This is a genomic window from Halomonas sp. BC04 (assembly GCF_000568385.1).
In genome coordinates, this window is the sequence record NZ_AZQX01000207.1 from 1 (window position 1) to 14,082 (window position 14,082).

The window sequence follows — 14,082 nt, forward strand, 5'->3', positions numbered from 1 at the left end:
CAGGCTGGCGTCCAGCAGGTCGGCGGCGCGCAGACCGAAGAGACTGGCCGAATAGCGCCCCGGCGCGGCCAGGCTCTCCTGGACGGCCGTGACAAAGGCCTCCCGACAGCCGGCGTCAGCCAGGTCGTCCTCGGTCTGTCCGTGATCCAGGGAGTGCCTCAGCACCGACTGACTGGCCAGCAGCGCGTATAGCTCGCCGGTGAGGTAGGTGCTGAAATGGCTGAGCGAGCCAAGCTCGAGGCGGGCCCACTTGGCGTGTGTGCCGGGCAGGCAGACGAGTCCCGAGGCCTCGGGCTCACCCGCGACCAGCCCGGCGAGTTGGGTCTCCTCGCCGCGCATCACGTCGTATTGGCCGGCAGTGGTCTGGGAGAGTCCCGGTAGCAGTCGGACCCATAACCGTGGATCCTGGCACGGCGGTGCCACAGCACCTCGGGCCAGGGCATCCAGGCGGGTCGGCAGCGTCAGGTAGGCGGCCTCTCGCCAGCCCTGGCGCGCACCGGCCATGCCGCAGATCAGCACGTCCAGGCGRCCGCTGTCGGGCAGCCAGTCACCGATCACCTGCAGTAGTGTGCTTTCATATTCGCTGGGGGCCAGCGAGAGCATGCCGCGTTCGCTGCTGCCGCAGGCCAGGACCTCGTCATTGATGTCCAGCGCCCAGGCGCGCAGCCGGCTGGACCCCCAGTCGACGCCGATCCAGCAAACCCGCTCGGCCACGCTGACGCTCACCATTCGGCCACCGAGCCGTCTTCATGGGTCCACAGTGGGTTGCGCCAGCGATGGCCGACCTTGGCTCGCTCCTCGACGAAGGCCTCGTCGATCTCCACGCCGAGCCCCGGCCCCTGGGGAATGGCGCAGAAGCCCTCCTCGATGGCCAGCGCCGTCTTGTCGACAAGGTAGTCGAGAACGTCGTTGTCCCGATTGTAATGAATGCCCATGCTCTGCTCTTGTATGAAGGCGTTGTGGCAGACGGCATCCAGCTGCAGTGAGGCGGCCAGGGTCAGCGGGCCCAGCGGGCAGTGGGGCGCCAGCGCCACGTCGTGGGCTGAAGCCAGGGTGGCGATCTTCAGCCCCTCGCTGATGCCGCCGCAGTGGGAGAGGTCGGGCTGCACGATGTCGGTCATGCCGTCGGCCAGCAGATCGCGAAACTGGAAGCGGGTATACAGCCGCTCGCCGGTGGCCAGGGGGTAGCCGAGCCCGCCGGCAATCTCCTTGAGGCAGGCAGGTGCTCGGGGGCCACCGGCTCCTCGACGAACATTGGTGGAAGGCTCCAGCTCGCGCAGCAGCGCCTTGGCCATGGGGCGATGTACACGGCCGTGGAAGTCAATGGCGATGCCCACATCGGGGCCTACGGCCTCACGGGCCTCTGCCAGCCGGGCTACCGCCTCGTCGACCTCACGGTGGGAATCGACGATCGCCAGCTCCGCTGTACCGTTCATCTTGAAGGCGGTGAAGCCCTGAGCCACCAGCGCCCTGGCGCCCGCCCCGACGTCGCTGGGGCGATCGCCGCCGGTCCAGGCGTACATGCGCATGCGGTCACGCACCGCTCCGCCCAGCAGCTGATGAACCGGCACCCCCAGATCGCGACCCTTGAGGTCCCACAGCGCCTGGTCGATACCGGCGATGGCGCTCATCAGGATGGGCCCGCCGCGATAGAAGCCGCCCCGGTACATCCGGTTCCAGAGGTGCTCGATGCGATGGGGGTCCTGACCGATGAGGCAGTCGGACAGTTCGTGGACGGCGGCCTCCACGGTGGCGGCACGACCCTCGATGACCGGCTCGCCCCAACCGTAGCAGCCGGCGTCGGTCTCGATCTTGAGAAAGAGCCAGCGCGGCGGCACCTGCCAGGTCCTGAGTCGGGTAATCCTCATCTCTGCTCCTCGAATGGTCGAACGTCAGCAGCCCACATGATGGACAACTATGGCGCCAAGTATGCTTGTATGACAAGTATATTATATGAAGGCCCGTTATCGATTGATATCCTGTCAGCTAGTGTCAAGGTAGACGCTACACGCAAGGAGTTCCGGAACCTCATGAACAAGAATGCATTCAAGCAGCGCCTGCTCCGCGGCGAGCCCATGACTGGCATTTGGCTGGGCCTGGCCAGCCCCTACGTGGCGGAGCTGGCAGCTACCGCCGACTTCGACTGGCTGCTGCTGGACGGCGAGCATGCGCCCAATGACCTGGCCAGCCTGCTGGGCCAGCTACAGGCCATCGCGCCCTACACCAGTACGCCAGTGGTGCGCCCACCACAGGGCGACACCGCGCTGATCAAGCAGTATCTGGACATTGGCGTGCAGAACCTTCTGATCCCGATGGTGGAGACGGCGGAACAGGCCGCTCAGGTGGTGGCCGCCACCCGCTATCCCCCCGAGGGCGTACGCGGCATGGGCAGCGCCCTGGCCAGGGCCTCGCGGTGGGGGCAGATCGAGGACTACCTGATCCACGCCGACGATGAAGTCTGCCTGATCCTTCAGCTGGAGAGCCCCCAGGCGCTGGCCAATCTGGAGGCCATTGCGGCGGTGGAGGGAGTGGACGGGCTGTTCATCGGTCCGGCGGATCTCTCCGCGGCATGGGGCATCGCGGCAATCCCGGGCATCCCGAGGTGCGCGCGGCTATCGACGACGCATCGCGCGAATCCGAGCCGCCGGAAAGGCCGCCGGGATCATCACCCTCGACGAGGCCGAGGCCCGCGGCTACCTGGGCGGCGGGATGCGGCTTCGTCGGGGTGGGGTCGAGTGCCCTGGTGCTGGCCGAAGGGCTGCGCGGCCTGGCCGGGCGATTTCGCCCGGCCTGACGGCTTTAGGCTTGTCGMCAGATCAGCCCCGAGCGATGGATCGACCTGCATAAACCCGCGTGTCAACGTCAGCGTTTGTCGGGCAGTATCCGCCCCGGGTTCATCAACCCGGCCGGGTCGAACAGCGCCTTGATGCCTTCCACCAGCTCTCGCTCCACCGGCGAGAGGCGGTCGAGGTAGGCGGTCTGCTTGGTGCGCCCGATGCCATGCTCGGCGCTGATGCTGCCGCCGAATTCATCGAGGACCTCGAAGAGCCGGCTCTCCAGTTCATGCAGGTGGGCCTTCTTCTGCGCGTCAGGAAGCTCCGGCGGCGGCAGGATGTTGAAGTGCAGGTTGCCGTCGCCCACGTGGCCGTAGGCGATGATCTCGCAGTCAGGGGAGCGTTCGAGGATCGCCCGGCTGGCCCGCGATACGAAGTCGGGGATTGCCGAGATGGGCACCGAGATATCGGTGCGCAGGTGTTCCCCGCGACGCCGCTGCCCCTCCAGCATGCTCTCCCGGAACTGCCACAGCCGCGCCGCCTGGGCATCGCTCGAGGCCAAGGCGCCGTCCTGTATCAGGTCGGCCTCCATGCCCTGCGCCAGTAACTGTTCGAGCATGGCATCCAGGTCCAGGGCGCCGCTGGCACTGACCTCCATCAGCACGTACCAGGGTGGGGCGCATCCAGCGGGTCGGTGAGCTCGGGGGTGGCCTCCATGGCCAGCTCCAGGCAGCGCCGGGGGATCAGCTCGAAGGCGCTGAGCAGGTCGCTGCAGTCGCGCCGCGCCCGGCTATAGAGGCGATCACCGCCTCCACCGAGGCAGCCCGAGCAGCGCCGTGCGGCTCTGGATGGCGCGGGGCGATAGTTTGAGTACCGCCCCGGTGACGATGCCGAGCGTCCCCTCGCTGCCGAGGAACAGCTGCGACAGCGCATAGCCGCGGTTGTCCTTGTGCAGGGCGGTCAGGCCGTCCCACACCCGGCCGTCGGGCAGCACCACCTCCAGCCCGAGCACCAACTGACGCATCATGCCGTGGCGCAGCACGTTGAGGCCGCCGGCGTTGGTGGCAATATTGCCGCCGATCTGACAGCTGCCCTGGGCGCCCAGCGAGAGGGGGAAGTCGCAGTCATGCTCGGCGGCCGCCTGCTTGATGGTTTCCAGAATGCAGCCGGCATCCACCGTCATGGTGAAGTTGACCGGGTCGATGTCGCGGATGCGCTCCAGGCGCTCCAGACTGATCACCAGCTCGCCGCCGTCRGCSSCGGSCAGCGAGACTTGAGCTCTGCCAGGCCGCTGTGGCCGCCCGCTGCATCAGCGCGAAGCCCTCGATCCCCGCCGCGATGGTACGACGGTCGAGTTCCTGGACCTGCGCGGCCCGATAAAGCGGCCTCAGCGTGGCCGACGGTATCTTGCCGTCTTGGTTTGTCGACATCCGGTGTCTCCCCTGCAAAGGATGCTTTATCATGAGAGTGTAAGCCCTATGACGCCTGCGCCAATCCCACCTGCACGCATTTACCCGGTTTTTTCTCGATCATGACGCATCCGGCAACCCTGGACGATAGCGATCTCGCCACCCTGGCCGATACCATCAAGACCTGGGGGCGCGAGCTGGGCTTCCAGCAGGTGGGTATCACGGATGTCGACCTGGCTGACGACGAGCGCTACCTGCAGCGCTGGCTGGACGCCGGCCATCATGGCGAAATGGGCTTCATGGCCAAGCATGGTACCAAGCGCACCCGCCCGGAGGAGCTCATCCCCGGCACCATTCGGGTCGTCAGCGTCCGTCTCGACTACCTGCCCGCCGAGGTGGAGAGCGCCAAGGTGCTGGGCCAGCCGGCTACCGCCTACGTCTCACGCTATGCCGTGGGCCGTGACTATCACAAGCTGATGCGCAAGCGCCTGGCGACCCTGGCCAAACGGATCGAAGAGAAGGCAGGTCCCTATGGCTACCGCGCCTTCGTCGACTCGGCCCCGGTGATGGAACGGGCGCTGGCACGCAAGGCGGGCCTCGGCTGGGTGGGCAAGAACGCCATGCTGCTCAACCCGAAGGCAGGCTCGCTGTTCTTCCTCGGCGAACTCTACGTCGACCTGCCGCTGCCGGTGGATCCGCCCTTCGACACCGACCACTGCGGCAGTTGCAGTGCCTGCCGCACCGCCTGCCCCACCGGCGCCATTGTCGAGGATCGGGTGGTGGACGCCAGGGCCTGTATCTCCTATCTCACCATCGAGCTGTTCGGCGCCATCCCCGAGCGCTACCGCGAGGCCATGGGCAACCGGGTGTTCGGCTGCGACGACTGTCAGCTGGTCTGCCCCTTCACCCGYTTCACCCGCGCSACCAGCGAGGCCGATTTCGCCCCCCGCCACGACCTGGATCGGGCCAGCCTGGTATCGCTGTTCGCCTGGGGTGAGGAGGAGTTCCTGGACAAGACCGCCGGCAGCCCGATCCGCCGCATCGGCTATGAGCGCTGGCTGCGCAACCTGGCGGTGGGGCTGGGCAACGCCCCCTGGAGCGAAACGGTGGAGGCTGCACTGCGCGCCCGCCTCGCCTACCCTTCCGACCTGGTCCGCGAGCACGTGCGCTGGGCGCTCGAGCGGCAACGGGAGAAGCGCTCGCGGCTTATCGCCAGCGGCTGAGGCTGAGGCTGGCGCCAGGAAACGCGGCTTTACCGGCGACAGGTCTTCGAGGAGGCGCTGTGAACCCTTCCCTGGGCGCTACCGATTCCATCCCTGGAATCGGACCTCCTCTCCGACCTGTCCCCGGCGCCGCTCACGCAGGAGCCCCTGCCTAGCCCGGCGCCACATCTTCCAGACACGCAGCGTCGTTCTTCCGGCTTCAAGCTTACGGCTTACAGCTTCGAGCGAAGCCCGGTCACTCCTCCTCGTCGCGCTCGCTGCCGGCCAGCCGCAGAAACGTATTGCGATAGTGGGCCAGCTCGGCCACCGATTCACGGATGTCGTCCAGCGCCTGGTGGGTATTGCGCTTGTGAAAGCCGGCCAGGGCGCCGGGGTTCCAGCGCTTGGCCAGCTCCTTGAGCGTCGAAACATCCAGATTGCGGTAGTGGAAGAAGTCCAGCAGCGCTGGCATCTCCCGCTCCAGGAAGCGCCGGTCCTGGTGTACGCTGTTGCCGCACATCGGGGATGACCCCGGGGTGACGTAAGCCATGAGAAAGCCGAGGGTTCGCTTCTCAGCCTCTGTGGTATCGACAGTGCTCGCCTTCACGCGCTCCACCAGCCCCGACTCGCCGTGGGTGGCCTGGTTCCAGTCATCCATCGCCGCCAGCAGGCTATCGGGCTGGTGAACGGCCAGCACAGGCCCTTCGGCGATCAGATTCAGCTCACCGTCGGTGATCAGGGTGGCCACTTCGATGATGCGCTCGCGCTCCGGATCAAGCCCGGTCATTTCGAGATCGATCCACACCAGCAGATCCTGGCGCGGTTGAGTGGAATCCTTCATGGGCAGCTCCAGAAAAGCGGGCACAGCAGGACAGGCCGGGCCACGCTGGTTACAATGCCACCATTGTAACGATCTTCGGGTGCCCATGAGCAAACGCAAGTTGAGCCGCCAGCAGCGCTGGCGTATCGAAAAGGTCCAGGCCGAACGCGCGCGCCGCTCCGAGCAGCGCGATGTCCAGGATTCCCGGAAGCTCGCTGCCGGCGAATACGGCCCAGAGCAGCCCGGCCGCGTGATCGCCCATTTCGGGCGCACCCTGGACGTTCGCGGCGATGGCGGTGGCGACCCGGTGCGCTGCCACCTGCGTGCCAACCTCGAGGGCCTGGTCACCGGCGACAGGGTCGTCTGGCGCGCCGCTCATGACAGCAGCGGCAATGTCGTGGACGGCGTCGTGGTGGCTCGTTCCGAGCGACAGAACGTACTGGAGCGCCCCGATGCCCGAGGTCAGCTCAAGCCCGTGGCCGCCAATATCGACCAGATCCTGATCGTCTTCGCCGTGGAGCCCGCGCCCCACCCCAACCTGATCGACCGTTACCTGGTGGCCGCCGAGGCAACCGGCATCGCGCCGGTACTGGTGCTCAACAAGATCGACCTCCTGCCGGAGGATGGCGGCGAGCTGACGGAGCTGCTCCGCCGCTACGAGGCCCTGGGCTATGCGTGGTGACCTCTACCACGGCCCGGGGAGACGGCCTGGAGGCACTGCACGCCTGCCTCGCCGAACGCACCTCGGTCTTCGTCGGGCAAAGCGGCGTGGGCAAGTCATCGCTCATCGACCGCCTGCTGCCGGACGAGGAACTCCGCATCGGGGCGCTGTCGAAGGATTCACGCAAGGGCACCCATACCACCACCACCGCACGCCTCTATGACCTGCCCACCGCCGAGAAAGCCGAACTGATCGATTCTCCCGGCATTCGTGAGTTCGGGCTGGTCCACCTGGACGAGCAGCAGGTCGCCGAAGGCTTCATCGAGTTTCGCGACCTGCTGGGGCACTGCCGCTTTCGCGACTGCCGCCACCGACAGGAGCCGGGGTGCGCCCTGCTAGAAGCCGTGGAGCGCGGGGACGTGCATCCGGAACGCTTTGCCAGTTATCGCCGCATCGTCGAGAGTCTCAACGAGACCTGATTCGGTCACATCGCGACAATGAGTCAAGGAGAGCGCCATGAGTTCAGAAGAGAACCTGCTGCCGCTGATCGTCGAACCCGAACAGCTTGCCGAGCACCTGGACGATCCTCAACTTCTGATCATCGACGTACCGCTCAAGGCCGAGAGCCATGAGCAAGGTCATGTACCCGGCGCCGTGTATCTCGATTTCCGCAGACTCATGCGTGGCGAAGGCGCCGTCCCCTGCGAGGTGCCCAGCATCGATTCGCTATCGCGCCTCTTCTCGGAGCTTGGCCTGACACGCGACACCCATGTGGTGGCCTATGACGACGAGGGCGGCGGCTGGGCCGGTCGCCTGCTATGGACCCTGGATCTGATCGGACATGGCCGCTACTCCTATCTCAACGGCGGCATCCACGCCTGGCGCCAGGCCGGGCAACCCGTCTCCACCGAGCCCCGCAAGCCCTCTCCCAGCGAGTACGAAGCCGAGATCCTGCATCCCGAGGTAGCCATCGACCGCAGCGAGCTACTGGAGCGCCTCGGCGAGAAGGGCTTCGCCATCTGGGATGCCCGTTCGCCGGAAGAGTACCGTGGCGAGAAAGGCGAAAACCGTAAGCTTGGCCATATTCCCGGCGCGGTGAACATGGAGTGGACCCAGGCCATGGACAAGGAGCGCGCCCTGCGTATCCGTGACTATGCGGAGCTGATCATCGAACTGGAAGCGCTGGGCCTCACCCCGGACATGGAAGTGGTCACCCACTGCCAGAGCCACCACCGTAGCGGCTTCACCTGGCTGGTGGGCAGAGCGCTTGGCTTCGAGAAGATTCGCGGCTACGCCGGCTCCTGGAAGGAGTGGGGCAACCGCGACGATACGCCGATAGAGAAGTAGACCGGACACATAACCTAAGTACGCCACTCGGGCAGGCAGCGAAGCGCCCTTATCGAGGCCGCTGGCACGAGCGAGCCAGGGTTTCGGACTCGATTGTCGAAAATCGCCTTGTCCGAGTGGCGCCAACCAAGGCAACAACGGAATCTTTACCTTGTCTCTCGCCAAACTATTCGCCCTGATCCAATACCCCATCCCTCACCACCTGCTGTCGAGGCTGGTGGGCAAGTTCGCCGAATGTCGCCAGCCCTGGCTGAAGAACGCCTTGATCCGCGCCTTCATCAAGCGCTTCAAGGTGGACATGCACGAGGCCCTCGAGCCCGACCCCACGGCCTACGCCACCTTCAACGACTTCTTCACCCGGGCGCTCAAGCCGGATGCCCGCCCCCTGGGCGACGGGCTGCTCTGCCCCGCCGACGGCACCCTCTCCCAGTTCGGCGCCATCGAGGCGGACCGACTGCTGCAGGCCAAGGGGCACCGCTTCTCGATGGAGGACCTGCTCGGTGGCGACGCAAAAGCCGCACGGCGCTACACCGGCGGCAGCTACGCCAACGTCTACCTCTCCCCCAAGGATTATCACCGCGTACACATGCCGCTGGCCGGCACCCTGACCGAGATGGTCTACGTGCCGGGGCGGCTCTTCTCGGTCAACTCGGCCACCACCGACCACGTGCCCAATCTCTTCGCCCGCAACGAGCGCCTGGTCTGCCACTTCGATACCGAGCAGGGCCCCATGGTGGTGGTGCTGGTGGGAGCGATGATCGTCGCCGCCATCGAGACGGTGTGGGCCGGCCAGATCACCCCACTCTCGGGGCAAGTGCAGCGCGTGCGCTTCGACACCCCGGTACGCCTGGAGCGTGGCGCGGAGATGGGCCGGTTCAAGCTCGGCTCCACGGTGGTGATGGCCTTCGCCGGCAAGGTCGATTTCGACGAGACGCTGGCGCCCAAGACCACCGTGACCATGGGCCAGTCGTTAGGAGATTTTGGCATTTCATAGCGAGGGGCACCGAGGACAGGCCGAAGCGGCGAAAATCCTTAACGTTTGAGATACCGCTCTAACAACGCGGCGTGGCGAAGGCCATCACCTCCGCCACGCTCTGCCTCCCAAGCGCCAGCTGGATCAGCCGATCCATACCCAGTGCGACCCCGCAGCCTGCCGGCATGCCACTCTCGATGGCCGCCAGCAGGCGCTCGTCGACGTCCACCTCCGGCAGGCCCAGCCGGCGACGAGATGCATTGTCCTCGACGAAGCGCACGCGCTGCTCATCGGCATCGATGAGCTCATCGTAGCCGTTGGCCAGCTCCAGTCCCTGCGCATAGACCTCGAAACGCGAGGCCACCCACTCGCCATCCTCCGGGTCACGATGACGCCGCGCCAGGGCCGCCTGACTGGCCGGATAATCCACCACCACGTCGAGTCCCTCCCGGCCCAGCCCCGGCTCGATGACCAGGCCCATCAGCAGGTCGAGGCAATCGTCACGGGGCGCGTCTTGCATGTCGAGGCCGCCGCGCTCAGCGGCGACCCGGCGCAGCGAGTCGAGCTCGATGCGAAACGGATCGAGCCCAGCGCCTCGCGGAACAATTCCCGGTAGCGGCGACGGCGCAACGGCCCCGGGGCCCGCCCCAGCACCGCCAGAATCAACGCAGCCGTCTCCTCGATCAGCTGGTCGAGGGAGAAGCCCGGGCGGTACCACTCCAGCATGGTGAACTCGATGTTGTGGCGACGGCCCACCTCGCCGTCCCGAAAGCTGCGCGCGAGCTGGAAGATCGGCCCGCTACCGGCGGCCAGCAGTCGCTTCATGTGAAACTCCGGCGAGGTTTGCAGCCACAGCCGCTCGCGCCCCGCCGAGGTTGTCGCCGCAAGCGACAGCGACGTCAGATGCACGTCGGTACTGCCGCCGTGGCCCAGCACCGGCGTTTCCACCTCGAGCACATTCCGGGCGGCAAAGAACCCCCGCACCTGAGCCAGCAATCGTGCCCGCTCGCGCAGCGTGTCGATGCTTGCGGTGGGGCGCCAGTCAGTCGCCATGACACATTCTCCAGAACGATGGAGGCCACGCCGAATAAGCGTGGCCTGCGTTAGGCAGCATGGAACCGCGGCTTGTCGGCGACAGGGCTACCGCTGTTGCGCAAAGCGAGGGGCGCTGGGGGCAAGCCGAAGAGGAGGTCCGACGCCATGGATGGCGTCGGTAGCGTACAGGGAGGTATTCACAGCGCCTCCTCGCAGGCTTGTCCCCAGATCAGCCCCGAGCGAAGGAAGCTACCTGCGATAGCCTACCCCCAGTTTCGCTTGTTGGGCGATCGCTTATGCTCGTGAAACGTACTCGCCGGAGCGGGTATCGATCTTGAGCACCTCGCCCTGATTGATAAACAGCGGCACGCGCACCACGGCGCCGGAGGAGAGCGTGGCCGGCTTGGAGCCTCCCTGGGCGGTATCGCCCTTGAGGCCCGGATCGGTCTCGACCACTTCCAGCTCGATGAAGTTGGGCGGCGTCACACTGATGGCGTTGTCGTTCCACAGGGTCACGGTGTAGGCCACCTGCTCCTTGAGCCACTTGGCCGTGTCTCCCAGCGCCTTCTTCTCCACCGCATACTGCTCGAAGGAACCATCGGTCTTCATGAAATACCACATGTCGCCGTCGTTATAGAGGTATTCCATTTCCAGATCCATCACATCGGCACCTTCAAGGGAGTCGCCCGACTTGAAGGTACGTTCCCAGACGCGGCCGGTGATCAGGTTGCGCAGCTTGACCCGGCTGAAGGCCTGCCCCTTGCCCGGCTTGACCAATTCGTTCTCGACGATCGAGCAAGGGTCGCCATCCAGCATCACCTTCAGCCCGCCCTTGAATTCGTTGGTAGAATAGTTCGCCATATTGCCCCTCGGATGATCGAGCGTGTCACAGCTTCGCCTGGACGCGCGGATATGAAATCGACGAGGGGCCAAGCCCTCGCCTATGTGACTGGTGTGCCGCATGATAACCCGAAGCCCCGTCGTTTTGCAGAGACAGGCGACATCGCAGCCTGACACGGTGCCCTTGATTCTGCCCTCCGCCTGGCAAGCCCAGCTCTCGGACGCCATTCGCGATCCAGGTGAACTGTGTCGCCGCCTGGGCCTCGATGACGGCTGGCTGCCGGGGGCCGAGCGCGGACATGAACTTTTCGACGTACGCGTCCCGGAGGCTTTCCTGGCACGCATGCGCCACGGCGACCCTGACGACCCTCTGCTGCGTCAGGTGCTGCCGCTGGCCGCCGAAGGCGAGGTGGTACCGGGCTACGTCGCCGACCCCCTGGAGGAAGCCGACCACACCCCGGCAAGGGGGCTGATCCACAAGTACGCCGGCCGCGTCCTGCTGGTCGCCAGTCCCGTCTGTGCGGTTAACTGCCGCTACTGCTTCCGCCGCCACTTTCCCTACGAGCAGAACGCGCCTTCCCGCAGCCAGTGGGATGACTCCCTCGAGTATCTACGCGGCGACACCTCGATCAGCGAAGCGATCCTCTCCGGGGGCGACCCGCTGGCCGCCAGCGACCGCCAGCTGGCCTGGCTGGTGGAGCGGCTCGATACCATCCCCCACCTCAAGCGGCTGCGCATTCACACCCGCTTGCCAGTGGTGATCCCCGACCGAGTGGATGACGCTCTGCTCGGCTGGCTCTCGGCAACGCGCCTGCAGAAGGTGGTGGTACTGCATATCAACCATGCCAACGAGATCGATGACGCGGTGGTGGCAGCCTGCGAGCGGCTGAAAGGCGCGGGCGTCACGCTGCTCAACCAGAGCGTACTGCTGCGAGGCGTCAACGACAGCGTCGATGCCCTGACCAGCCTCTCCGAGCGGCTCTTCGAGGCCGGCATCCTGCCCTACTACCTCCATGTGCTCGACCCGGTGGCGGGTGCCGCCCACTTCGACGTGGCAGACGAGGAAGCCCGCGAACTGGTCGCGGGCCTGAGGGAGCTACTGCCTGGCTTCCTGATGCCCCGCCTCGTTCGGGAGGTCCCCGGCGAGGCGAGCAAGACGCCGCTATAGCGGCAAGCACCAAGGCGAGCGGCGCCGGGGACAGGCCGAAGCGGGGGTCCTATGCCAGGGATGGCATCGGTAGCGCCCAGGGACGGGTTCACAGCGCCCCCGCACAGGCCTGTCGCCGGATCAGCCGCGATTCTGCTACTTCGCCACCGCCAGCGACTCGGCAGTCACATTCGCCGCCGGCGCCTGGGTCGAGACATGACGGTTGATGGCGCTGACCACCGCTTTCATGGACGCGGTCGTGATGCTCTCGTCGATGCCGACACCGAACACCGCCTCGCCCGCGATGCGCACCTCCACATAGGCGATCGCCTCGCGTCCGAGCCCTGACCACGGGAGTGCTCGTGGTAGTCGATGATCTCCACGTCGTGGCCGGCGGCGGCCAGGGCCTTGATGTAGGCGGCCAGCGGCCCATTGCCCTCCCCCTGGATAGTGCGGCGCTCACCGCGCTCCTCGATGGTCGCCTCGAGTCTCACCTTGGGGCTGTCCGGGTCGGAGGAGAGCCGGTGATTGACCAGCGCCATGGGTTCGCGCTTGTCGAGGTACTCGTCGGCGAAGGCCTGGTAGATCATCTGAGAGGTGATCTCCTTGGCCGTACGATCCGCCACCTCCTGCACCACATGGCTGAACTCGATGGAGAGTCGGCGGGGCAGCTCGATACCGTGCTCCTGCTCCAGCAGATAGGAGATGCCCCCCTTCCCCGACTGGCTGTTGACACGAATCACCGCCTCGTAGCTGCGCCCCACATCAAGGGGGTCGATGGGCAGATAGGGCACCTCCCAGACCGCCTCGGGGTCGGCACGACGCTCCGCCATGCCTTTCTTGATCGCATCCTGGTGGGAGCCGGAAAACGCCGTGAACACCAGGTCGCCCACGTAGGGATGACGCGGATGCACCGGCAACTGGTTGCAGTACTCCACCTCACGCATGATCGGCGTGATGTTGGAGAAATCGAGGCCGGGGTGCACCCCCTGGGTGTAGAGGTTCATGGCAAGCGTCACGATGTCCACGTTGCCGGTGCGCTCGCCGTTGCCGAACAGGGTGCCCTCGACCCGGTCGGCCCCGGCCATGACCGTCAGTTCGGCCGCTGCCACGCCGGTGCCCCGGTCATTGTGCGGGTGCACGCTGACGATCAGGCTGTCACGGTGCTTCACGTTGCGGCAGAACCACTCCACCTGATCGGCATAGTTGTTGGGTGTGGCCGCCTCCACGGTGGCAGGCAGGTTGACGATCATCGGCTCCTCGGGGGTCGCCCCGTAGGCCTCCATCACCGCCTCGACCACCTCTTTGGCAAAGTCCATCTCGGTGGTGGTGAACAGCTCCGGTGAGTACTGGAAGGTCCAGTTGGTCTCGGGGGCTTCGCTCATGCGCTGCCGGATCTGGGTGGTGGCATCCACGGCGATGCCGATGCACTCCGCCTTGCTGACGCCGAACACCACGCGGCGAAAGACCGGGTCGGTGGCGTTATAGACGTGGACGATGGCATTCCTGGCGCCCTTGAGGGACTCGAAGGTACGGTCGATCAGGTGCGGCCGCGCCTGGGTCAGCACCTGGATGGTCACGTCATCGGGCACCTTGTCCTGCTCGATGAGGGCACGAACGAAGTCGAAGTCAGTCTGGGATGCCGAGGGAAACCCAACTTCGATCTGCTTGAAGCCGATCTTGACCAGCAGGTCGAAGAACCGCTGCTTGCGCTCGTGATCCATGGGATCGATCAGCGCCTGGTTGCCGTCGCGCAGATCGACGCTGCACCACAGCGGCGGTGTCTCGATACGTTTGCTCGGCCACTGGCGATCGGGAAGATCGACGGCGACGAAGGGGCGGTACTTGGCGGCGGGGTTATCGATCATCATGGC

Annotated in this window: 10 protein-coding genes and 4 pseudogenes; 6 read left to right on the plus strand and 8 right to left on the minus strand. The window is 65.9% G+C overall.

Annotation, left to right across the window (positions count from 1 at the left end):
* Together Q427_RS14435 and dgoD are read right to left on the minus strand one after the other, a co-directional pair.
* Positions 1-729 (minus strand): 2-dehydro-3-deoxygalactonokinase (locus tag Q427_RS14435; protein WP_043515105.1); only part of this gene is annotated, 729 nt, incomplete at its 3' end.
* The gene (gene dgoD, locus Q427_RS14440) at positions 723-1,868 is read right to left on the minus strand and encodes a galactonate dehydratase (RefSeq protein WP_231613710.1); all 1,146 of its coding nucleotides are present in this window, start codon (positions 1,866-1,868) and stop codon (positions 723-725) included. The genes dgoD and Q427_RS14435, both read right to left, overlap by 7 nt.
* Positions 1,869-2,030: 162 nt before the next feature.
* On the opposite strand from dgoD, the pseudogene hpaI reads away from it, so the two are divergent.
* A pseudogene (gene hpaI / locus Q427_RS14445) lies at positions 2,031-2,794 on the plus strand (4-hydroxy-2-oxoheptanedioate aldolase).
* Between the two features lie 68 nt (positions 2,795-2,862).
* Here hpaI and Q427_RS34155 read toward each other — a convergent pair.
* On the minus strand, positions 2,863-3,432 hold the full coding sequence (locus Q427_RS34155) for an FAD-binding oxidoreductase (RefSeq protein ID WP_231613711.1): 570 nt from the start codon (positions 3,430-3,432) through the stop codon (positions 2,863-2,865).
* A gap of 144 nt (positions 3,433-3,576) precedes the next feature.
* Positions 3,577-4,014 carry an FAD-binding oxidoreductase gene (locus tag Q427_RS34160; protein ID WP_231613712.1) on the minus strand — a complete coding sequence of 146 codons (438 nt, stop codon included), beginning with the start codon at positions 4,012-4,014 and terminating at the stop codon, positions 3,577-3,579.
* Positions 4,015-4,305: 291 nt separating this feature from the next.
* On the opposite strand from Q427_RS34160, the gene queG reads away from it, so the two are divergent.
* Positions 4,306-5,406 (plus strand): tRNA epoxyqueuosine(34) reductase QueG, encoded by a 1,101-nt coding sequence (queG, locus tag Q427_RS14455; RefSeq protein ID WP_043515108.1) that lies wholly within the window; start codon positions 4,306-4,308, stop codon positions 5,404-5,406.
* A gap of 235 nt (positions 5,407-5,641) precedes the next feature.
* Here the strand turns inward: queG and orn are convergent, their stop codons facing one another.
* The gene (gene orn / locus Q427_RS14460) at positions 5,642-6,226 is read right to left on the minus strand and encodes an oligoribonuclease (protein WP_043515111.1); all 585 of its coding nucleotides are present in this window, start codon (positions 6,224-6,226) and stop codon (positions 5,642-5,644) included.
* Between the two features lie 85 nt (positions 6,227-6,311).
* Between orn and rsgA the strand changes: the two are divergent.
* The 3 genes and pseudogenes from rsgA (at position 6,312) to asd (ending at position 9,207) form a co-directional block, all read left to right on the plus strand.
* Positions 6,312-7,345: pseudogene (rsgA, locus tag Q427_RS14465) on the plus strand (small ribosomal subunit biogenesis GTPase RsgA).
* Between the two features lie 37 nt (positions 7,346-7,382).
* Positions 7,383-8,213, plus strand: a complete 831-nt coding sequence (locus Q427_RS14470) for a sulfurtransferase (protein WP_043515113.1) — start codon at positions 7,383-7,385, stop codon at positions 8,211-8,213.
* 151 nt (positions 8,214-8,364) lie between these two features.
* Positions 8,365-9,207, plus strand: coding sequence for an archaetidylserine decarboxylase (gene asd / locus Q427_RS14475; RefSeq protein WP_043515115.1), 843 nt, complete (start codon positions 8,365-8,367; stop codon positions 9,205-9,207).
* 58 nt (positions 9,208-9,265) lie between these two features.
* Here asd and epmA read toward each other — a convergent pair.
* Positions 9,266-10,239: pseudogene (gene epmA, locus Q427_RS14480) on the minus strand (EF-P lysine aminoacylase EpmA).
* A gap of 276 nt (positions 10,240-10,515) precedes the next feature.
* Entirely contained in the window at positions 10,516-11,082 is a 567-nt protein-coding gene (efp, locus tag Q427_RS14485; RefSeq protein WP_043515117.1) for an elongation factor P, read from the minus strand.
* A 100-nt stretch (positions 11,083-11,182) separates the two neighbouring features.
* On the opposite strand from efp, the gene epmB reads away from it, so the two are divergent.
* Positions 11,183-12,229, plus strand: coding sequence for an EF-P beta-lysylation protein EpmB (gene epmB / locus Q427_RS14490; protein WP_081786018.1), 1,047 nt, complete (start codon positions 11,183-11,185; stop codon positions 12,227-12,229).
* A gap of 135 nt (positions 12,230-12,364) precedes the next feature.
* Here the strand turns inward: epmB and leuA are convergent.
* A pseudogene (leuA, locus tag Q427_RS14495) lies at positions 12,365-14,079 on the minus strand (2-isopropylmalate synthase).
* Positions 14,080-14,082 lie beyond the last annotated feature (3 nt).